Below are 20,078 nucleotides of genomic sequence, written 5' to 3' on the forward strand. Positions count from 1 at the left end.
GCCGCCACCGCGACAACGCCAAACATCAGCACCAGCACAACGGCCATGATCCGGTTCCGGGTCTTCGGGTCCACGCCCCGAGCCTAACCGGCCCCTCCGAGCCCCCACCGCCCGACCACCTCATACCGAGGCTGCTCCCCCGGCACCCCGCCCCGCGGCAGGTTGCTCCGCACGAGCGCCAGCTCACCCACGGTCCACGCCCGCCCCGTGAAACCGCCCAGCGCCCCCACGTACGGCCGCACATCCACCTCCGACCGACTCCGGGCCACGGTCAGATGCGCCTTGTACCGCCGGTGCTCCCCCATGTCGACGCCCGCCTTGCGCCCCGCCGCCTCCGCCCGCTCCGCGAGCAGCCGCAGCGCCGCCAGGTCCCCGTCGGCCCCGATCCACAGGGCCCGGCCCCGCCCGAACTGCCCACCCCGATGCAGGGCCAGCGCGAAAGGGGCCGCACGCCCCGCCGCCCGCTCCAGCCGAGCCGACAGTTCCGGTACGACGGCCTCGTCCTCGACCTCACCGTAGAACGCCAGCGTGAAGTGCCACCCCTCCCGCCCGGTCCAGCGCAGCGCCTCCGCCCCCGGCAGCCGCTTCAATGCATCCAGCTCGGCCGCGAGTTCATCGGCCACGGCCTCCGGCGGCAGCACCGCGGCGAAAAGTCTCATGTCCGCCACCTTCGCAGGGATCTACGCTGCCGTCATGGCGATCACCATCAGGAACGGCGACCACGACGACATCCCGGCGATACTCGGCATGCTGGACAGCTGTGTGGAGTGGCTGGCCGCACAGGGGCGTACCGGGCAGTGGGGGTCGAAGCCGCTGTCCCAGAGCCCGAAGACCGTGGAGTCCGTCACCCGGTACATGGACGACGGCATCACCTACATCGCCGAGGTCGACGGCGTACCGGCCGCCACCCTCAGCCTCACCGACGCGCCCGGCGCCTATCTGGCCCATCTCCCCGCCCCCGGCGAGCCCGAGCGGTACATCCACTGGCTGGCCTCGGAGCGCCGCTTCAAGGGGCAGGGAGTCGGTAGCGCCCTGCTCGAGCACGCGGCCGAGGAAACCCGGCGGGCGGGGGTCGGGCTGCTCCGCGTGGACTGTTACGCGGGCGACGACGGCAAGCTCGTCCGCTACTACGAGAACAACGGCTTCCGCCGCGTCGAGGCCTTCACGGTCGGGGAGCAGGAGTGGCCCGGGCAGCTGCTGGCCCGGAGGGTCTGACCCCCCGGGCCGGTACGACAGCTACGCCGCCGGCGCCAGCTGCTCCTGTGCCTGCCGCGGCACGAAGCGGACGTGCGGGTGGCCGCGGTTCCAGCCGACCGACAGCCGCAGGTTGCCGACCCTGGCGAGGACCAGGCCGATGACGGCCGCCGCGCCCGCGGCGATCGCGCCGCCGACCGCCAGGCCCGCCCGGACGCCGTACGCGTCGGTGATCCAGCCGGCGATCGGTGCGCCGAGCGGGGCGCCGCCCATGAACACCATCATGTAGAGGGACATCACCCGGCCGCGCATGGCCGGGTCGGTGCTCAGCTGGACGCTGCTGTTGGCGGTGACGTTGACCGTCATGCCGAACATGCCGATCGGCATCATCAGCAGGGCGAACAGCCACAGGGACGGGGCGAGGGACGCCACCATCTCCAGCGCGCCGAAGGCCACCGCGCCGACCACAAGCACCCGCATCCGGGCGGTGCCGCGGCGGGCGGCGAGGAGGGCGCCCGCGAGGGAGCCGACCGCCATGACGGTGTTGAAGAGGCTGTAGGAGCCGGCGCCCGCGTGGAAGACGTCGTCGGCGAAGGCCGACAGGTAGACAGGGAAGTTGAAGCCAAAAGTGCTCACAAACCCCACGAGCACGATCGTCCAGATCAGGTCCGGGCGTCCGGCGACATACCGCAGGCCCTCCCGCAGCTGGCCCTTGCCGCGCGGGGCGCGCTGGACGACGTACAGCTCGCGGGCGCGCATCAGGAGCAGGCCGGTGATCGGGGCGATGAAGCTCAGGCCGTTCGCCAGGAACGCCCAGCCCGTGCCGACGCCCGTGATCATCAGGCCCGCGACGGCGGGGCCGATCAGGCGGGCCGACTGGAAGTTCGCGGAGTTGAGGCTGACGGCGTTCTGGAGCTGGTCGGGGCCGACCATCTCGGAGACGAAGGTCTGCCGGGCCGGGTTGTCGACGACCGTGGCGAGGCCGACGGCGAAGGCGGCGACGTACACGTGCCAGACCTCTACGTGGCCGGTCAGGGTCAGGAAGGCGAGCGCCAGGCCGGTGAGGGCCATGGACGACTGGGTGACCAGGAGGGTCGGGCGCTTGGGGAGGCGGTCGACGAGGACGCCGCCGTAGAGGCCGAACAGGAGCATCGGCAGGAACTGGAGTGCCGTCGTGACACCGACGGCGGTCGCGGAGCCGGTGAGGCTGAGGACCAGCCAGTCCTGGGCGATGCGCTGCATCCAGGTGCCGGTGTTGGAGACGACCTGCCCCAGGAAGAACAGGCGGTAGTTGCGGTTCCTGAGTGAGCTGAACATCGAGGACTTGCCTGGGTCCTCGAGGGTCGGGGTGGACGGTGCGGGGGCGGAGTCTGCTCCGGGTCCCGTACTCAAAAGGGTCGCCTCCTCTTTGTTGGCTCGTTCGCCTCCGGGGCGCTTACAGGTGTGCGAGCTTCTCCAGCACGGGGGCGGCGGCGCGCAGTTTCGCCCACTCGTCCTCGTCGAGTCCGTCGACCAGGGTGGCCAGGAAGGCGTTGCGCTTGGCGCGGCTCTCGGCGAGCATCGCCTCCGCCTGCTCCGTCTTCGTGACGACCTTCTGGCGGCGGTCCTCGGGGTGCGGCTCCAGCCGGACGAGTCCCTTGGCCTCCAGCAGCGCCACGATGCGGGTCATCGACGGCGGCTGTACGTGCTCCTTGCGGGCGAGCTCACCGGGGGTGGCCTTGCCGCAGAGGGAGAGGGTGCCCAGGACCGACATCTCGGTGGGGCTCAGCGACTCGTCGACCCGCTGGTGCTTCAGGCGGCGCGACAGTCGCATCACGGCGGAGCGTAGGGAGTTCACGGCGGCAGCGTCGTCGCCATGGGTAAGGTCCGGCATCTCTTTAGCGTAACTCATTACTCTCGCTAAACAAGCTGGCGGGCGCGAGGATTCCCGTGAGCCTGACCACTGAAACCGGACCTTCACCCGTACGAGTGAGACGGCAGCGGAAAGTGAACGGCGCCCGGATCGGCCCGCGACCCTCGTGTTCATGGGGACCAGCGTGCTCAGCCTGCGGATAGACGGGGAGCTGCTCGACCGGCTCCGGGACCATGCGGCCAAAAGGGGAATGAGCGTCCAGGACTATGTGATCCGGACGCTCATTCGGGACGACTTCGACGAGCGGTTCCAGACCGCCGTCGAGGAGACGGAGAAGTTCTACGGGCTGACGTGAGGGATCTTTACGTCAGACCCAGCGCCGGCATCAGGTAGTAGAAGGCGAACACGGCGGAGACGACGTACATCGCGACCGGGATCTCCTTGGCCCGCCCGGCCGCCAGGCGCAGCACCACGAAGGTGATGAAGCCCATGCCGATGCCGTTGGTGATGGAGTAGGTGAACGGCATCATCACCATGGTGATGAAGGCCGGGATCGCGATCGTGTAGTCGGCCCAGTCGATCTCCTTGACCGAGTTGGCCAGGATCATGAAGCCGACCGCGAGCAGCGCCGGGGTGGCCGCCTGGGACGGGACCATCGTGGCGACCGGCGTGAGGAACAGCGCCACCGTGAAGAGGCCGCCGGTGATGAGGTTGGCGAAGCCGGTACGGGCGCCCTCACCGACGCCGGCCGTCGACTCGACGAAGGCGGTGGTGGCGGACGAGGAGCTCGCGCCGCCCGCGGCGACGGCGAGGCCGTCGACGAAGAGGACCTTGTTGATGCCGGGCATCTGGCCCTGCGCGTCGGTCAGCTTGGCCTCGTCGGAGACGCCCATGATCGTGCCCATCGCGTCGAAGAAGCACGACAGCAGCACGGTGAAGACGAAGAGGATGCCGGTCAGGACGCCGACCTTGTCGAAGCCGCCGAACAGGCTGACGTCACCGATCAGGCCGAAGTCGGGAGCCTCGACCGGGTTGCCGGGCCACTTCGGCGTCGTCAGGCCCCAGGACGGGATCGTGGCGACCGCGTCGATGATCATCGCGACGACCGTCATGGCGACGATCGAGATCAGGATCGCGCCGGACACCTTGCGGACGATGAGCGCGAGCGTCAGCAGGGCGCCCAGGATGAAGACCAGGACCGGCCAGCCGTTGAGGTGACCGTCGGCGCCGAGCTGGAGCGGGACGGTGGTGTGGGCGGCGTCCGGGATGCGGGAGACGAAGCCGGAGTCGACGAGCCCGATCAGCATGATGAACAGGCCGATACCGATGCTGATGGCCTTGCGCAGGCCGAAGGGCACCGCGTTCATCACACGCTCGCGCAGACCGGTCGCCACCAGCAGCATCACGATGAAGCCCGCCAGGACCACCATGCCCATGGCGTCCGGCCACGACATCCGGGGCGCCAGCTGGAGGGCGACGACCGAGTTCACGCCGAGACCGGCGGCCAGCGCGATCGGCACATTGCCGATGACGCCCATGAGGAGCGTGGTGAAGGCCGCGGTGACACAGGTGGCGGTGACGAGCTGGCCGTTGTCGAGCTGGTGCCCGTACATGTCCTTCGCGCTGCCCAGGATGATCGGGTTCAGCACGATGATGTAGGCCATCGCGAAGAAGGTGGCGAAACCGCCGCGGATCTCGCGGGCGAAGCTGCTGCCCCGCTCGGAGATCTTGAAGTAGCGGTCGAGGGCGCCGTACGCGGGCGTGCCGCCCGGCTGTTCGGGCGCGGGAGCCTTGGCGGTGGCCGAGGTCGACATTGGATGTTCCTACGAGCAGAAGTGGACAGACGTAAACCGTTTCAGTATGAACATATAAACCCGGAGTTAGCTATCTCCGCGCGTAGACCTGATCGTCGGCGAGGCACCCGGAACCGCCTCGTAAGCTGTGCCCATGGCGAAGTGGACCCCTCAGCACGAGGCACCGGAGCCCCTGGAGGGCCCCATCGTGCCGACCATCATCGGCGGCACGATCCTCTGGTTCGTCCTCTTCCTCGTCCAGCTCCCCTTCTACGGCTGGTTCGACGACCGCGGACACGCCTGGTGGGTGTGGACCTGCCTGGCCGGCGCGGGGCTCGGGCTGATCGGCATCTACTACGTCCGCCGCCGCGACGCGGCCATCAAGCGGGCCGAGGCCGCCGGGACCCTACGGGAAGCCGAGTAGGCCCGTACTACCTGGGCACCACTCGGCCCGGCCGCCTCTCCTCCCCAGGTCGGAACTTCCGTCCACTCGGCGGGTGAAGCCGTAAAACCGCACGTACCGTCGAATGCATGACGCACATCGACGCGGGCGCCGAACTCGATCCTGTGCATCCCGTACCCCTGCCCGCCCGCGTGGGGAACGGCGGGCTGAGCGCCGCCGAGGTCGCCGAGCGGGTGGCGCGGGGGGCGGTGAACGACGTACCGGTGCGCAGCAGCCGGTCGTTCGGCGAGATCGTCCGCGCGAACGTCTTCACCCGGTTCAACGCGATCATCGGCGTGCTCTGGCTGGTCATGCTGTTCGTCGCGCCGTTCCAGGACAGCCTGTTCGGGTACGTGATCATCGCCAACACCGGCATCGGCATCATCCAGGAATGGCGGGCGAAGAAGACGCTCGACTCCCTCGCCGTGATCGGCGAGGCGAAGCCGACGGTACGGCGGGACGGCGAGGCGCTCGAGGTCAGTACGTCGGAGATCGTGCTCGACGACCTGATCGAGATCGGGCCCGGCGACAAGGCCGTCGTCGACGGGGTGTGCGTCGAGGCGGACGGCCTGGAGATCGACGAGTCGCTGCTCACCGGTGAGGCCGACCCGGTCGTGAAACAGCCCGGCGACCCGGTCATGTCCGGGAGCTTCGTTGTCGCGGGCGGGGGCGCGTTCCAGGCCACCAAGGTGGGGCGCGAGGCGTACGCCGCCCAACTCGCCGAGGAGGCCTCCCGCTTCACGCTGGTCCACTCCGAGCTGCGGACCGGCATCTCCACGATCCTCAAGTACGTGACCTGGATGATGGTCCCGGCGGCGATCGGCCTGGTGATCACGCAACTGGTCGTCAAGAGCCACGACTTGAAGGAGTCCATCGCCCGCACGGTCGGCGGCATCGTCCCGATGGTCCCCGAGGGCCTGGTCCTGCTGACCTCCGTCGCCTTCGCGATCGGCGTGATCCGGCTTGGCCGAAAACAGTGCCTGGTTCAGGAGCTGCCGGCCATCGAGGGCCTCGCCCGCATCGACACCGTCTGCCTCGACAAGACGGGCACGCTGACCGAAGGCGGCATGGACGTCACGGAGCTGCGCCCGCTCAACGGCAGCGACGAGACGTACGTACGCAAGGTGCTCGGTGCTCTGGGGGAATCGGACCCGCGCCCGAACGCCTCACTCCAGGCCATCATCGACGCCTACCCGGACGCCGAGGACTGGCGCTGCACCGAGTCGCTGCCCTTTTCCTCCGCCCGCAAGTACAGCGGGGCGAGCTTCAGCGAGGGGACCGGCGAGTCCAGCACCTGGCTCCTTGGCGCGCCGGACGTGCTGCTGGGCGCCGACGACCCGGCGCTGGCCGAGACGGGACGCCTCAACGAACAGGGCCTGCGTGTCCTGCTGCTGGCCCGGGTGACCGGCGACCTCGACGATCCGGAGGTCGCGCGCGGCGCGTCCGCCGCCGCTCTCGTCGTACTGGAGCAGCGGCTGCGGCCCGACGCGGCCGACACCCTGCGCTACTTCGCCGAGCAGGACGTCCGCGCCAAGGTCATCTCCGGTGACAACGCGGTGTCGGTGGGCGCGGTGGCCGGGAAGCTGGGCCTGACGGGTACGGCGGTCGACGCCCGTACGCTCCCCTCGGACCAGGACGGGATGGCCGAGGCGCTCGACGAGGGCACGGTGTTCGGGCGGGTCACCCCGCAGCAGAAGCGGGACATGGTGGGGGCGTTGCAGTCCCACGGGCACACGGTCGCGATGACCGGCGACGGTGTGAACGACGTCCTGGCGCTCAAGGACGCGGACATCGGCGTCTCGATGGGCTCGGGGTCGGAGGCCACGCGCGCGGTCGCCCAGATCGTCCTCCTCAACAACAGCTTCGCCACGCTGCCGGACGTGGTGGCGGAGGGGCGGAGGGTCATCGGGAACATCACGCGGGTGGCGACGCTGTTCCTGGTGAAGACGGTGTACTCGGTGCTGCTGGCGGTGCTGGTGGTGTGCTGGCAGGTGGAGTACCCGTTCCTGCCACGGCACTTGACCCTGCTGTCGACGCTGACGATCGGTGTACCGGCGTTCTTCCTGGCGTTGGCGCCCAACAAGGAGCGGGCGCAGCCGCATTTCGTACGGCGGGTGATGCGGTACTCGATCCCGGGCGGGCTGGTGGCCGGGGTGGCGACCTTCGTGACGTATCTGATCGCCCGTCACTACTACACGGGTGAAGGCTCCTTGGACGCGGAGACGAGCGTCGCGACCCTGACCCTGTTCCTGATCTCGATGTGGGTGCTGGCCATCATCGCCCGGCCGTACACGTGGTGGCGGGTGGTGCTGGTGGCGTCGATGGGCGCGGGGTTCCTGCTGGTCCTGGCCGTGCCGTGGTTGCAGGACTTCTTCGCGCTGAAGCTGGTCGGGCTGACGATGCCGTGGATCGCGGTGGGGATCTCGGTGGTGGCGGCGGCCGCCCTGGAGGTCACATGGAAGTGGGTCGACCGCCGCGTTCCCGCATGACGGGGGCTGCTGCTTACTGCACGTCGATGTAATCGCCCGTGGCGTTCACCGACGAAGTCGTCGCGGTGCCCGCGAAGCTGTAGCGGTAGTAGCCGTCGGCCGACGCGGTGACCGTGGTGCTCAGGGCGCCCGTGGAGCTGGACTTGATGGTCTTGACCGTGGTGTAGGTGCTGGAGCCCTTCTTGCGGAACTGCAGCTTCACCGACTGGCCGGAGTAGCCGGCGTACTTCAGGGTCTCCCAGTTGGCGCGGGTCAGCTTGCCAGTGACCGTGATGGTCCTGCCCTTCTTCACCGGCTCCGGAGAGGCGTTGGCGGTGAGCTTGGCGAGGCGCAGCAGCTTGGTGGTGCCGAGGTCGCCCTGGTCCTTGTAGCCGATCTTGTTGAAGTCGAGGTTGTTGCTGTTCGGGTCCTGGCCGTTGAAGTCGATGGCCTCGGCGGCGGCCTTCCAGGTACCGGCGTCGGCGTTGGGGAGGTTGTTGTCGGCCGGCTCGATGTCGATGGTGCCGGTGCAGTTGGCCGTGGTGGCCGAGGTGACGGTGCAGGTGGCGAAGTCGCCGCTGAAGCCGTCGGAGGTGTCGTCGGAGCCGTCGAGCGAGCCCCGGTAGAGGATCGCGTCGGTGAAGAAGTCCGACGCGGTGGGGTCGACGTCCGAGCCGTGGGTCAGCGTGTAGCTGACCTTCGTGCTGACGGCACCGGTGCCGACCTTGACCGACGAGGCGATCTTGAAGTTGGAGAAGCTGACGTCCAGCGTGTAGGGGGTGCCGGAGTCGGCGGCCTGGGCGGCCGGGACGGCGAGGCCGGTGAGGGCCAGGGCGCCGGTGACGGCGGAGACGGCGGCCACGGTGGCTCTGATGCGCATGTGCGTTCCCCAGGGGGAGAGTCGATCTAGGAGTCTGTTGACTCGCGGGATCAGATCCTTGGCCCGGGGAGGGGGTTGTAGGACCCTACGCCGAATTTGCCGACTTTGTCGTTACATGCGGGTTGCTTGATCATCGCATGGGATGTGCATGACGAAACCAGGGTTCAGCCGCGACGCGAGGTCGGGGAGATCCCGTCGGGGCCCCAAGACCAACTCGCGGTACCTTCGTCGCACGCAGACGAGGAGAGTCATCGTGAGCAAGTTCGTGCGGCCCGCAGCCGAGGGAGCCGACCCGTTCGGGACCGCCCGTCTCAGGCGGGGCGTGCTCGACGCCTGGGCGACCAGCCCCGCCCGGTTCCGCGAGGACGCCAACGCCGAGGAGGACCTCGTCCTCGGCGGCTACCGGGACCGGCTCGTCGTCGAGCTCGCCCAGAACGCCGCCGACGCGGCGGCGCGGGCGGGAGTCGCCGGGCGGCTGCGGCTGACCCTGCGCGACGGCGTCCTGGTCGCCGCCAACACCGGCGCCCCACTGGACGCGGCCGGTGTCGAGTCGCTCTCCACCCTCCGTGCCTCGGCCAAGCGGGACACCGCTGCCGACACGCCCTCCGTGGGGCGGTTCGGCGTCGGGTTCGCGGCCGTCCTCGCCGTCACCGACGAGCCCGCCGTCGTCGGCCGGCACGGCGGCGTCCGCTGGTCCCTCGCCGAGGCCCGTGACCACGCCGCCGAGACCGCCCGGCACAGCCCCGGCCTCGGTGACGAGATCCGGCGGCGCGACGGGCACGTCCCGCTGCTCCGGCTCCCCTTCGCCGCCGAGGGCACCGCCCCCGACGGCTACGACACCGCCGTCATCCTCCCGCTGCGCGACACGGCCGCCGCCGACCTCGCCGAGCGGCTGCTGCGGGCCGTCGACGACGCCCTGCTCCTCGCCCTGCCCGGCCTGGAGGAGGTCGCGATCGAGGCGGGCGCCGACGCCCGCACCCTGCGCCGCCGCACCGACGGCGCCTTCGTCGTCGTGGAGGACGTACGGGAGGGCGAGACCGGCGCCACCCGGTGGCGGGTCACCTCCGCCCACGGGCCGCTCACCGCCGACCTCCTCGCCGACCGGCCCGTCGAGGAGCGGCTGCGGCCGCACTGGTCGGTCACCTGGGCGGTGCCGGTGGACGCGGACGGCGCGCCCGTGCGGCCCCGCACCAACCCCGTCGTGCACGCCCCGACCCCCAGCGACGAGCCCCTCGGCGTCCCCGCCCTGCTCATCGCCTCCTTCCCCCTCGACCCCACCCGGCGGCACGCAGCCCCCGGCCCGCTGACCGACTTCCTCGTGCAGCGGGCGGCGGACGCGTACGCCGAACTCCTCGCCGCCTGGCGGCCGGTGGGCGTCGGGATCATCGACCTCGTACCCGGCCCACTCGGCAAGGGCGAGCTGGACGGCGCGCTGCGCCACGCCGTCCTGGAGCGCCTCCCGCGCACCGCCTTCCTGCCGCCGGTTCTGGAGCCCACGGACGAACTGCCCGAGGCGCTGCGGCCGCTGGAGGCGGAGGTCGTCGAGGGCGCGGGCGCGGACACCGTACGGGTGCTGGCGGAAGTACTGCCGACTCTCCTCCCCGCCGGACTCGAACGGCGCGTGGAACTGCGGACGTTGGGCGTCGCCCGCGTCCCGCTCACCGACGCGATCGACCGGCTCGCCGGGCTGGAGAAGGAGCCCGGCTGGTGGCGGCGGCTCTACGACAGCCTCGCCGGGGTCGACCCGGACCGGCTGTCCGGGCTGCCCGTGCCGCTCGCCGACGGCCGGACCACCATCGGCCCGCGCCAGGTGCTGCTGCCCACGTCCGAGGGCGCCGCGGTCGAACCGGAGACGCTCGCCCGGCTCGGCCTGAAGGTCGCGCATCCCGACGGCGCCCACCCCCTGCTGGAGAAGCTCGGCGCGCTCCCCGCGTCCCCGCGAGCCGTCCTGACCACCCCCCAGGTGCGGGCCGCCGTCGCCGCCTCGCTGGACGACGAGGGCGGGCTCGACTGGGAGCAGGACACCCTCGACGCCGAGGAACTCGCCGACACCGTCCTGGCGTTGGTGCGGGACGCTGGCCTCGAACCCGGTGACGAGCCCTGGCTCGGCGCGCTCGCCCTCCCCGACGAGGACGGCGAGCCCGCTCCCGCCGGGGAACTGGTCTTCCCCGGCAGCCCCTTCCACCAGGTCATGCGGGAGGGCGAACTGGCGATGGTGGACGCGGAGTTGGCGGCCCGCTGGGGCGAACAGCCCCTCGCCGCCTGTGGCGTGCTCGCCACCTTCGCCCTCGTCCGCGCCACCGACGTCGTCCTCGACCCGGACGAACTGGAGCCGCGCGACGGGGACTTCGCCGAGCCCGACGACGCCGGACTGCTGGACGCCGTCGACGTGTGGAGCGAGGACGTCCTCGACCGCTTCCCGGACTCGCCGGTGCCGCCGGTCGCCACCGAGCTGGTCGCCGTACGGGACCTGGAACTCGTCGACGAGGAACGCTGGCCCCAGGCCCTCGCCCTCCTCGCCCAGCCGCCCCTGCGGGACGCGCTGACCCAGCAGGTGCGCATCCTGCTCCCGGACGGCACGCACGAGGTCGTACGGCCTTACACGGCCTGGTGGCTACGCGGCCACCCGGTGCTGGACGGCCGCCGCCCGGCAGGTCTGTTGGCTGCGGGAGGTGACCCGCTCCTCCGGGGCCTGTACGACGAGGCCGATGCGACGGGTTTCGACGACGAACAGGTACTGCGGGCGCTGGGCGTACGGACCTCGGTGGCCGCGCTGCTGGACGAGCCGGGCGGCGCGGCGGAACTCCTCGACCGCCTGGCGGACCCCGAGCGGGAGGTCAGCGCGGCACAACTGCACGCCCTCTACGGGGCGTTGGCCGACCTCGACCCGGACCAGGTCACCCTCCCCGACGAGCTGCGGGCCGTCGTGGACGGACGGGTGGAGGTCGTGGACGCGGCCGACGCTGTGGTCGTCGACTCCCCGGACCTGCTGCCCTTCACCGAGGGCGTGCCGCTGCTGCCGGTACGGCCTACACGGGCCGCGGAGCTGGCGGAGCTGTTCCAGGTGCGGCGGCTGAGCGAGTCGGTCACGGGGTCGGTGGACTCGGAGGGCACGGAACACGACGTACCGGACTCGGTGCGGGTGCTGCTGGGCTCACGGACCCCGTCCTCCTATGTCGAACACGAGGAACTCGTCGTGGACGGCGTGGAGATCGACTGGCGCCTGACCGGCGACGGGGTGCTGCACGCGGCGACCCTGGAAGGCGTCGCGGCCGGCCTGGCATGGGCGGCGGGACAGTGGCCGCGGCGGTTCGAGGTGGCGGCGCTGCTGGAGGATCCTTCGCGGACGGAGGAGCTGGCGCGGGATCGCTGGTTCGACTGAGGCGGAGCACGCGGTACGGCCGATCTGGAAACTTCTCGAATGAACTTCTGATCGGTCGTACAACCATTCCCTTGCGTCACGAATCTGATCAGCTGAGTCAACAGACTCACCGATCACTTTGGGCCCAGGCGTGCTGACACGACCGTGGGGGACGATCTCCGTCGGGGCCCCTCTTCACGTGGGGAACGCATGCGCATTCGAGTCCTCGGGGCTGCCGTCACCGGCGCCCTGGCCCTGTCCGCCCTCGCCGTGCCGGCCGCCCAGGCCGACACCGTCGAAGGCGACACCACGATCTCGAACGTCGTCGTGAACGGTGGCAAGGCTGTCGTCGTCGGCGCGACCGCCACCAAGACCATCTCCGTGACCTTCAAGGTCACGGACGATTCGGGTGTCAAGGACGCCATGGCCATCCTGTGGCACGGCTCGGACTTCGACAACTCCGACAGCGGCGCCGTGGCCACCGGCAACGACGGCTACGCCAGCTGCACCGCGACGAGCTCCACCACCGCGAACTGCAAGGCCAGCTACGAGATCGAGGCGGGGGCCAACGCCGTCAACGCGGTCGCCGGCACCTGGAAGGTCTGGGGCATCGCCTCGGGCAAGGACGCCGACTACGTCCAGAAGGACAACGTGAAGACCTTCAAGGTCCAGCGCCTGTCCAAGCTGACGACCAACGCCTCCCCGGAGCCCGTGAAGAAGGGCAAGACCATCACGGTCACCGGCAAGCTGACCCGCGCCAACTGGGACGCGGCGACGTACTCCGGCTACTCCGGCCAGTCGGTGAAGCTGCAGTTCCGCAAGAAGGGCACCAGCACCTACACGACCGTGAAGACCATCAAGACCACCTCCACGGGCGGTCTGAGCACCACGGTCACCGCGTCGGCCGACGGCTACTACCGCTACAGCTTCGCGGGCACCTCGACCACCCCGGCGGTCAACGCCACGGGTGACTACATCGACGTGCAGTAGTCAGCCCCGCACCCGCACACTCTCTTTCTCATCTGGGGAAACACATGCGTATTCGCGCCACCGTGGCCGCCGTCTCCGGCGCCCTGGCCCTGTCCGCCCTGGCCGTTCCGGCCGCGCAGGCGGACGGCTCGTCGTACAGCAAGGACGCCCTCGTCAAGGCCGCGCAGTCCGTGCGGGAGGCCGCCGACGGCAAGTCCGCGTACGCCGCCGCCGACGAAGGCGTTCCGTACACCCTCGACCTGTCCTTCTCCAACGTGAAGGTCAACAAGGGCAAGCCGATCGTCGCGGGCATCGCCAACCAGGTGACCGTGCCGGTCACCTACACCGTCACGCACTCCGAGGACATCGACCTCAACGCCCCGGACTTCGTGTTCGACGTCGAGATCTACCGCGGCACCTACGACGAGCCGCAGAACATCCTGTTCGGCGACGACTGGGCGACCTGCACGGCGACCTCGGCGACCACCGACAACTGCACCGGCACGATCGACGTCTACCCGGGCGACGAGCTGAAGAACGCCGACGCCACCACGTGGAAGGCGATCGGCTTCGCCATCGACTGGAACGACCAGGACCCGACGTCCGACGACATCGACTTGAGCAAGGTCGGTTACGTCGACCAGGACGCGCTGACCACCACCAAGCTGCAGCGCTACTCCAAGCTGACGGTCAACGCCTCCCCGGAGCCGGTGAAGAAGGGCAAGACCATCACGGTCACCGGCAAGCTGTCCCGCGCCAACTGGGAGACCCACAAGTACGCGGGTTACACCAACCAGTCGGTGAAGCTGCAGTTCCGCAAGAAGGGCTCCAGCACCTACACCACGGTCAAGACCATCAAGACCGACTCGACGGGCAACCTCAAGACGACCGTCACCGCGTCCGCCGACGGCTACTTCCGCTACGCCTTCGCGGGCACCTCGACCACCCCGGCGGTCAACGCCACGGGTGACTTCGTCGACGTGCAGTAAGTCCCACCAAGCACCATCCGTACGCCGGTCCCGGAAGCCACCCGGGGCCGGCGTTCGTGCTGCTCACCGCGAGGCGTAGGTGACGAAGGACGTCCAGGCGGCGAACGCCGTGACGCACGGCCGCGTCCCGGGGCGGGACTTCCGGCTGACGCTCTACGTCGTCGGCGACACCCAGCGCATCGAGGTGACGGACACCCGTGCGGACCGCGAGCCCCGCCCCGAACAGGCGTCCCCCGAGGCGGAGTCGGGACGCGGCCTCGCCCTGGTGGCGGCGCTCGCGTCCCGCTGGGGCGTCGCGGAGGGCCCGGCGCCACGCAAGACCGTATGGGCCGAGGTCGCCCAGGTCCCCCAACTCCCCCTGCTCGCACCGGAACCCGGTTTCCCACGCTGCGGCGAAAGGGGCGCCCTTTCCAAAGGACCCCGAGGGTGAAAGAACCCCACCACCCGCCCGGGTGAACATCACCAACTGAGCTGGATTTCGGACTGGTTGCTTGCTCTACGCTCGCCACAGCAACGCAACCCAAACATGCAACAGCCCTCGCCGGGCCTGGCATCCCAATGCGAGGGCCTACACCCGCCACACCACCCGCTTCACGGTCATCGGCAACCACCTCGCCCATCACCCGGCCCCGTCCCTCAACCAGCCCGGGGTCCGACGCGACCGCACCCGCACCCCGAAACCGGCCGGCCCAGACCCATGGCGGAAGTGCGACGGCTGCACCCGTCCGTTCCGCGCACCCGCCCTGTGCCTCTGCCGCGACCGCCGAACCGATCTCCCGGAGGCCACCTAGCATGGACGTGACGATCCTTGCCCCTGGGCACAGACGAGGAGCGAGCGCCATGACCATCGCATCGGACAACGCGCGACAGGGCGCCTCCCACCTCTACCGGGCCATGAGGGACTTTCTCCAGTCCATGGACGACACCCTCCCCGGGAAGTTCGAGATCACCAAGGAAGGGATCGTCCACGACATGACGTCGCCGGTGAGGCAGCACGAGATCACTGTGCTGCACCTGCGGAAACGCCTGGAAAAGGTGATGCCGGAGGACATCGTGGCCCACACGGGTGAACCCGACGTGGAGGCGGCGCCCGAGGGGATCATGCGCCACCCCGACGTGATGGTGATCCCCTGGGCGGACATGGAGGGTGACGGCTCCTTCGACCCTCGGACACTGATCGCCGCGATCGAAGTCGTCTCGCGCTCCAATCCGGACAACGACTGGTCAGGCAAGATGCGCGACTACCCCCTCATGGGCATCCCCGACTACGCGATCTTCGACCCCCGCACCGGCACCGGCGCCGTCCTCACCGACATCCACCCCACCCCAGACGGCCCCCGCTACGCCACCCGCAAGGACTTCGTCTACGGCGAGGACGTCGCCATCGGCGACTGGACGATCTCCACCGAGAACCTGCCGCGCTACGAGAGCTGAGCCGGCGCGGCTACGAGTGGCCCAGCTCCGCCGAGTCCTCGTCCGTGACCGTCGGTACCGATCCCGAGTCCGCCGCCGGGCGGAGGGGGAAGGCGTCGACCTTTGTCTCGTCGATCACCGGGGGCGCCGGGCGGGGTGGCTTCGGCATGATCGCTGCCTCCGAGTGGCCGCCGCAGCCGTACGCCAGGGAGACGACCCTGCCGTCCGCCGGGGCGAACTCGTTGGCGCAGATGCCGAAGGCCTGGCCGAGGGAGCCGCCGATCGGGGTGAGGAAGCCGCAGCTGACGCAGGTGGCGGGGGCCGCCTGGGCCATGGGGGTCTTGGAGCCGAACGCCTCCTCCCAGCGGTCCGCGGCGCTGTGCAGGCCGTAGCGGGACAGGACACGCGCCCGGCGCATGCCGAGTTCCTCGGCGAGCGCGGCGATCGTGCCCCGCCGGGGGGCCACCGGGAGGTTGGAAGGCGTGCCCGCGGTCACTTCCGCGTCCTCCGCCTCCACCAGCTCGGCCATGTCCTCAGAGACCGCCGAGTTCGGGAACGGATCGTCCTCGCCGGAGTAGCCGGGCTCCAGGCGGAGATCGTCGGCCTCGGTGGGGAGGAGATCGCCGGGGCCCATGTCGCCGGGGCGCAGGCGTTCGCTCCACGGGACCCATTCGGGGGCGAGGAGGGCGTCGGGGCCGGGGAGGAGGACGACCTCGTCCAGCGTCACCACCTTCGCGCGGGACGCCCTCGCCACCGTCACCGCCCAGCGCCAGCCGCGGTAGCCGAGTTCCTTGCACTCGAAGAAGTGCGTGACGACACGGTCGCCTTCGGAGACCGCGCCCGCGTGCTCGCCGACGACGCCTGGAGCCGCCGCCTCCTCGGCTGCGGCGCGGGCGAGGTCGACGGCCTCGGCGCACAGGCGGTCGGGGGTGCGGCTTCGCGTGGTCGCTGCGCTCACAGGTATCGCTTCTCTCCTACGCCGTCTCTCTGGTGCGCCTGCCTGAACGCGCGATGGGGCGGACGGAGCGGACCGGGGGACCGCGTCGACGTCCGCGCCCGCTCGCACTCGGGCGCACCTACCATCCATTCTGCGGGATGGCTGAGATACGCACGCTACCTGCTCGCGTGCGTACGGCCTACACCGACGGGACGTTTACCCCCCGACACAGCCCCGAAGCACCGCACGAAAGCACGGACATACGCGCGGTAACCGCACTACGAAGCCCTGACTCGGGGCACTATGAACGTCGTGGCAGCCGCGAAGACGCCCCAAGGGGCCACCGGAATCAAGGGCAACGGCAGGACGCGAGGTTCCCTGCGTTCCGTCGGGCGAGCCCTGCACTTCCCGGTGTCCGGACCCGCCCGCGGCATCCGCAAGGCCACCCACGCCCACGGGGCGGGGGAATCCGGCCTCGGCAAACTGATCGAGCTGCACGCTGTGAACGGCGCGGGCGATGTGATGATCACGGTCGCGCTCGCCTCGACCGTGTTCTTCTCCGTCCCCACCGACGAGGCCCGCGGGCGTGTCGCCCTCTACCTCGCCATCACGATGGCACCCTTCACGGTCCTCGCCCCGGTGATCGGCCCGCTCCTCGACCGGCTGCCCCATGGGCGCCGCGCCGCCATGGCCGGGGCCATGCTCGCCCGCGCCCTGCTGGCTCTGGTGCTGTCCGGGGCGGTCGTCACCGGCAGCCTGGAGCTGTATCCGGCGGCGCTGGGCGTGCTCGTCTCCTCCAAGGCGTACGGCGTCGTACGAAGCGCCGTCGTGCCCCGGCTGCTGCCGCCCCGGTTCTCCCTCGTCAAGGCCAACTCCCGGGTCACGCTCGGCGGGCTCCTCGCCACCGGCATCGCCGCGCCGATCGGCGCTGGGTTGCAGGCGATCGGGCCGCGCTGGCCGCTCTACGGCGCCTTCGTGATCTTCGTCGCGGGGACCTTCCTGTCCTTCACGCTGCCGCCGAAGGTGGACTCCGCCAAGGGCGAGGACGTCGCCCTGCTCGCCGCCGACGAGAAGCATCTGCACGGACCCCACCGGCAGCCGGTCAAGCGCCCGGGCCTGCGGACCGTCGGCCTCGCCGTCACCCACGCCCTCGGCGCCAACGCCGCCCTGCGCTGGCTGTCCGGCTTCCTGACCTTCTTCCTCGCCTTCCTGCTGCGCGAGCACCCCCTGACCGGCGAGAGCGCGGCTGTCTCCCTCGGGATAGTCGCCGTCTCGGCCGGCGTGGGCAACGCCCTCGGCACGGCGGTCGGCGCCGGGCTGCGCTCCCGCGCGCCGGAGATCATCATCGTGACGGTCCTCGCGGTCGTCCTCGGTACGGCGATCACGGCCGCGATCTTCTTCGGCGCGTTCCTCGTCGCCGTCCTCACCGCGGTCACCGGCTTCACGCTGGCCCTCGCCAAGCTGTCCCTGGACGCGCTGATCCAGCGGGACGTGCCCGAACAGGTGCGCACCTCGGCGTTCGCCCGCTCGGAGACGATGCTCCAGATGGCCTGGGTGTTCGGCGGCGCGGTCGGCATCGTGATGCCCCTCAACGGCACGCTGGGCCTGGCGGTGGCCGCCGCGGTCATCGCCACGGGCTGGCTGGCGACGGTGAAGGGGCTGCTCAGCTCGGCCCGCCACGGGGGCGCTCCGCGCACGCGCGTGGCGTAACGAACAGGGCACGCCGTACCCCGCATAAAGAGACTGCTGCACCTGCCCGATAGCCTTCGGCCATGACCACGATGCAAGCCGCTGTGCGACGCCGCCGCGCCGTCGCCGTCGCCGGCGCCGTTTCCGCCGGACTGCTCGTCCTGGCGGCCTGTGACAAGCCGACGCCGCGCGCGACCGTGACGGTCGGCAAGAACTCCATCAGCTCGGAGGCCACCTGCTACGAGGACGGTGACGACCTCGGCCAGGAGAAGGCCACCAAGTGCGCCCTGAAGAAGGCGTCCGACTCGATCGAGGTCGCCCAGAGCGAGACCCTCCGCATCGGCGTCGACCCGAAGATCGCGGACACCGGCTGGGCGCTGTGGATCAACGGCCAGCAGGTCACGAACGTCTACAAGAAGACGTACTACTCCTTCCAGGGCGTCGACCTCTTCGCCGACCAGCAGGGCCAGGCCGCGCCGAAGACGCTGTACATCAGCATCGTCGAGCAGGACAAGCCCAAGAGCGGGGGCTCCAGCAAGGAGTTCAAGGGCGTCTGGAACTTCAAGCTCGTCAACGGCGACGCCTGATCCGCCGTCCGTCATGCGCATCCTCGTAGCCACCGCGGTCCCGGTCGAACGGGACGCGGTGGCTCGCGCGTTGACGGGGACGACGGGCATCGAGGTGATCGCGGCGGGGGTGGGCCCCGCCCGCGCCGCCGCGGCCACCGCCACGGCACTCGCCGCGGCGCCCCGCGGCCTCGTCGTCTCCGCCGGGATCGCCGGCGGCTTCCAGCCGGACGCGCCCGTCGGGTCGCTCGTCGTCGCCGACGAGATCACCGCGGCCGATCTGGGCGCCGAGACGGCCGAGGGGTTCCTGCCGGTCACCGAACTCGGCTTCGGGACCGTCACCCACCGTCCGCCGGAATCACTCGTACGAGAGGCCGTCGCCGCCACCGGCGCCCGCGCCGGAGCCGTCCTCACCGTCTCCACGGTGACCGGCACCGCCACCCGCGCCGCCCTCCTGAAGGACCGTCACCCCACCGCGCTCGCGGAGGCGATGGAGGGTTTCGGCGTCGCCGAGGCCGCCGCGCTGCACGGCGTGCCCGTGCTGGAGATCCGGGCCGTCTCCAACCCCGTCGGCCCGCGCGACCGCGCCGCCTGGCGGATCGGGGACGCCCTCCAGGCCCTGACGGACGGCTTCGGGAAGCTCGCACCCGTACTGGAGAGTTGGAACACGGTATGAGCCTCGACATCGCCTACTCCCCCTGCCCGAACGACACCTTCGTCTTCGACGCCCTCGCGCACGGCCGGGTGCCGGACGCGCCCGCGCTGGACGTCACGTTCGCGGACATCGACGTCACCAACGGCATGGCCGAGCGCGGTGAGTTCGACGTGCTGAAGGTGTCGTACGCCGTGCTGCCGTACGTCCTCGACGAGTACGCGCTGCTGCCCTGCGGCGGGGCGCTGGGGCGGGGCTGCGGGCCGCTGGTGCTGACCCGGGAGGCGGGGACCGACCTCACCGGGCGGACGGTCGCGGTGCCGAGCGAGCGGTCGACGGCGTATCTGCTGTTCCGGCTGTGGGCGGCGGACACGCTGCCGGGCGGGGTCGGCGAGATCGTCGTCATGCCGTTCCACGAGATCATGCCGGCCGTGCGGGACGGGAAGGTCGACGCCGGACTCGTCATCCACGAGGCGCGCTTCACGTACCAGAACTACGGGCTGCACAAGCTCGCCGACATGGGCGAGCACTGGGAGGACACCACCGGGCTGCCCATCCCGCTCGGCGCGATCATCGCGAAGCGGTCGCTGGGCGCCGAGACGCTGACGCTGCTCGCCGACTCCATCCGCACCTCCGTGCGCGCCGCCTGGGACGAGCCCGAGGTGTCCCGGCCGTACGTCATGGAGCACGCCCAGGAGATGGACCCGGCCGTCGCCGACCAGCACATCGGGCTGTACGTCAACGAGTTCACGGCGGATCTCGGCGAGGACGGGTACGCGGCCGTCAGGGGTCTGCTGACACGTGCGGCGGCCGAGGGGCTGGTACCGCCCCTCGGCCCGAACGCACTGGAATTCCCCTAGAAATCCACCAGTT

18 protein-coding genes and 1 pseudogene are annotated in these 20,078 nt (G+C 70.5%); 13 read left to right on the forward strand and 6 right to left on the reverse strand.

Annotated features, from left to right (window positions below; genetic code table 11):
- Positions 1–83: 83 nt before the first annotated feature.
- Positions 84–659 carry an RNA 2',3'-cyclic phosphodiesterase gene (gene thpR, locus CRP56_RS18970; protein WP_097274226.1) on the reverse strand — a complete coding sequence of 192 codons (576 nt, stop codon included), beginning with the start codon at positions 657–659 and terminating at the stop codon, positions 84–86.
- Positions 660–693: 34 nt separating this feature from the next.
- Here thpR and CRP56_RS18975 point away from each other — a divergent pair, with 34 nt between their 5' ends.
- Positions 694–1,215 (forward strand): GNAT family N-acetyltransferase, encoded by a 522-nt coding sequence (locus tag CRP56_RS18975; RefSeq protein ID WP_097274228.1) that lies wholly within the window; start codon positions 694–696, stop codon positions 1,213–1,215.
- Between the two features lie 21 nt (positions 1,216–1,236).
- On the opposite strand, the gene CRP56_RS18980 is transcribed toward CRP56_RS18975, so the two are convergent.
- Entirely contained in the window at positions 1,237–2,586 is a 1,350-nt protein-coding gene (locus CRP56_RS18980; protein ID WP_097265604.1) for an MFS transporter, read from the reverse strand.
- A gap of 43 nt (positions 2,587–2,629) precedes the next feature.
- Positions 2,630–3,067 carry a MarR family winged helix-turn-helix transcriptional regulator gene (locus tag CRP56_RS18985; RefSeq protein WP_030043600.1) on the reverse strand — a complete coding sequence of 146 codons (438 nt, stop codon included), beginning with the start codon at positions 3,065–3,067 and terminating at the stop codon, positions 2,630–2,632.
- 145 nt (positions 3,068–3,212) lie between these two features.
- Between CRP56_RS18985 and CRP56_RS18990 the strand changes: the two genes are divergently transcribed.
- Positions 3,213–3,401 carry a ribbon-helix-helix protein, CopG family gene (locus tag CRP56_RS18990; RefSeq protein ID WP_079083374.1) on the forward strand — a complete coding sequence of 63 codons (189 nt, stop codon included), beginning with the start codon at positions 3,213–3,215 and terminating at the stop codon, positions 3,399–3,401.
- 7 nt (positions 3,402–3,408) lie between these two features.
- Here the strand turns inward: CRP56_RS18990 and CRP56_RS18995 are convergent, their stop codons facing one another.
- Positions 3,409–4,860: an NCS2 family permease gene (locus CRP56_RS18995; protein ID WP_097265606.1), complete on the reverse strand. Its 1,452-nt coding sequence runs from the start codon at positions 4,858–4,860 to the stop codon at positions 3,409–3,411.
- 133 nt (positions 4,861–4,993) lie between these two features.
- Here CRP56_RS18995 and CRP56_RS19000 point away from each other — a divergent pair, with 133 nt between their 5' ends.
- Both CRP56_RS19000 and CRP56_RS19005 read left to right on the forward strand, forming a co-directional pair.
- On the forward strand, positions 4,994–5,263 hold the full coding sequence (locus CRP56_RS19000) for a DUF2530 domain-containing protein (RefSeq protein ID WP_097265608.1): 270 nt from the start codon (positions 4,994–4,996) through the stop codon (positions 5,261–5,263).
- 107 nt (positions 5,264–5,370) lie between these two features.
- The gene (locus CRP56_RS19005; protein ID WP_097265610.1) at positions 5,371–7,770 is read left to right on the forward strand and encodes a cation-translocating P-type ATPase; all 2,400 of its coding nucleotides are present in this window, start codon (positions 5,371–5,373) and stop codon (positions 7,768–7,770) included.
- 13 nt (positions 7,771–7,783) lie between these two features.
- On the opposite strand, the gene CRP56_RS19010 is transcribed toward CRP56_RS19005, so the two are convergent.
- Complete coding sequence (locus CRP56_RS19010) at positions 7,784–8,629, reverse strand: hypothetical protein (protein WP_097265612.1); 846 nt, start codon at positions 8,627–8,629, stop codon at positions 7,784–7,786.
- 253 nt (positions 8,630–8,882) lie between these two features.
- Between CRP56_RS19010 and CRP56_RS19015 the strand changes: the two genes are divergently transcribed.
- The 5 genes and pseudogenes from CRP56_RS19015 (at position 8,883) to CRP56_RS19035 (ending at position 15,382) form a co-directional block, all read left to right on the forward strand.
- Positions 8,883–12,011, forward strand: a complete 3,129-nt coding sequence (locus tag CRP56_RS19015) for a sacsin N-terminal ATP-binding-like domain-containing protein (protein WP_097265613.1) — start codon at positions 8,883–8,885, stop codon at positions 12,009–12,011.
- A gap of 189 nt (positions 12,012–12,200) precedes the next feature.
- A complete protein-coding gene (locus tag CRP56_RS19020) occupies positions 12,201–12,980 on the forward strand; it encodes a DUF5707 domain-containing protein (protein ID WP_097265615.1) in 780 nt (259 codons plus the stop codon).
- Between the two features lie 44 nt (positions 12,981–13,024).
- Positions 13,025–13,948 carry a hypothetical protein gene (locus CRP56_RS19025; protein ID WP_097265617.1) on the forward strand — a complete coding sequence of 308 codons (924 nt, stop codon included), beginning with the start codon at positions 13,025–13,027 and terminating at the stop codon, positions 13,946–13,948.
- Positions 13,949–14,045: 97 nt separating this feature from the next.
- Positions 14,046–14,378, forward strand: a pseudogene (locus tag CRP56_RS19030) (ATP-binding protein); the annotation flags it as partial.
- A gap of 410 nt (positions 14,379–14,788) precedes the next feature.
- On the forward strand, positions 14,789–15,382 hold the full coding sequence (locus CRP56_RS19035) for a Uma2 family endonuclease (protein WP_097265619.1): 594 nt from the start codon (positions 14,789–14,791) through the stop codon (positions 15,380–15,382).
- 10 nt (positions 15,383–15,392) lie between these two features.
- Here CRP56_RS19035 and CRP56_RS19040 read toward each other — a convergent pair whose 3' ends face one another.
- The gene (locus CRP56_RS19040) at positions 15,393–16,319 is read right to left on the reverse strand and encodes a DUF3027 domain-containing protein (RefSeq protein WP_097265621.1); all 927 of its coding nucleotides are present in this window, start codon (positions 16,317–16,319) and stop codon (positions 15,393–15,395) included.
- Between the two features lie 291 nt (positions 16,320–16,610).
- Here CRP56_RS19040 and CRP56_RS19045 point away from each other — a divergent pair, with 291 nt between their 5' ends.
- The 4 genes from CRP56_RS19045 to CRP56_RS19060 all read left to right on the forward strand — a co-directional run bounded on the left by CRP56_RS19045 (position 16,611) and on the right by CRP56_RS19060 (position 20,065).
- Positions 16,611–18,008 (forward strand): MFS transporter, encoded by a 1,398-nt coding sequence (locus CRP56_RS19045; RefSeq protein ID WP_257040827.1) that lies wholly within the window; start codon positions 16,611–16,613, stop codon positions 18,006–18,008.
- 62 nt (positions 18,009–18,070) lie between these two features.
- Positions 18,071–18,574: a hypothetical protein gene (locus CRP56_RS19050; RefSeq protein WP_097265625.1), complete on the forward strand. Its 504-nt coding sequence runs from the start codon at positions 18,071–18,073 to the stop codon at positions 18,572–18,574.
- Between the two features lie 13 nt (positions 18,575–18,587).
- Positions 18,588–19,229, forward strand: a complete 642-nt coding sequence (locus CRP56_RS19055) for a futalosine hydrolase (protein WP_097265627.1) — start codon at positions 18,588–18,590, stop codon at positions 19,227–19,229.
- Entirely contained in the window at positions 19,226–20,065 is an 840-nt protein-coding gene (locus CRP56_RS19060) for a 1,4-dihydroxy-6-naphthoate synthase (RefSeq protein ID WP_097265630.1), read from the forward strand. The genes CRP56_RS19055 and CRP56_RS19060 overlap by 4 nt, the downstream gene beginning before the upstream one ends.
- Positions 20,066–20,078 lie beyond the last annotated feature (13 nt).

Origin of the sequence: Streptomyces sp. TLI_55, assembly GCF_900206255.1 — a bacterium.
Lineage (GTDB): Bacteria > Actinomycetota > Actinomycetes > Streptomycetales > Streptomycetaceae > Streptomyces > Streptomyces aquilus.

Bases quoted from the DNA above. Each gene is read 5' to 3' on its own strand.
- CRP56_RS19050 (WP_097265625.1), top strand. From the start codon at position 18,071: ATGACCACGATGCAAGCCGCTGTGCGACGCCGCCGCGCCGTCGCCGTC.
- CRP56_RS18995 (WP_097265606.1), bottom strand. From the start codon at position 4,860: ATGTCGACCTCGGCCACCGCCAAGGCTCCCGCGCCCGAACAGCCGGGC.
- CRP56_RS18975 (WP_097274228.1), top strand. From the start codon at position 694: ATGGCGATCACCATCAGGAACGGCGACCACGACGACATCCCGGCGATA.
- CRP56_RS19060 (WP_097265630.1), top strand. From the start codon at position 19,226: ATGAGCCTCGACATCGCCTACTCCCCCTGCCCGAACGACACCTTCGTC.
- CRP56_RS19025 (WP_097265617.1), top strand. From the start codon at position 13,025: ATGCGTATTCGCGCCACCGTGGCCGCCGTCTCCGGCGCCCTGGCCCTG.
- CRP56_RS19020 (WP_097265615.1), top strand. From the start codon at position 12,201: ATGCGCATTCGAGTCCTCGGGGCTGCCGTCACCGGCGCCCTGGCCCTG.
- CRP56_RS18985 (WP_030043600.1), bottom strand. From the start codon at position 3,067: ATGCCGGACCTTACCCATGGCGACGACGCTGCCGCCGTGAACTCCCTA.
- CRP56_RS19005 (WP_097265610.1), top strand. From the start codon at position 5,371: ATGACGCACATCGACGCGGGCGCCGAACTCGATCCTGTGCATCCCGTA.
- CRP56_RS19035 (WP_097265619.1), top strand. From the start codon at position 14,789: ATGACCATCGCATCGGACAACGCGCGACAGGGCGCCTCCCACCTCTAC.
- CRP56_RS19055 (WP_097265627.1), top strand. From the start codon at position 18,588: ATGCGCATCCTCGTAGCCACCGCGGTCCCGGTCGAACGGGACGCGGTG.
- CRP56_RS19000 (WP_097265608.1), top strand. From the start codon at position 4,994: ATGGCGAAGTGGACCCCTCAGCACGAGGCACCGGAGCCCCTGGAGGGC.
- CRP56_RS19010 (WP_097265612.1), bottom strand. From the start codon at position 8,629: ATGCGCATCAGAGCCACCGTGGCCGCCGTCTCCGCCGTCACCGGCGCC.
- thpR (WP_097274226.1), bottom strand. From the start codon at position 659: ATGAGACTTTTCGCCGCGGTGCTGCCGCCGGAGGCCGTGGCCGATGAA.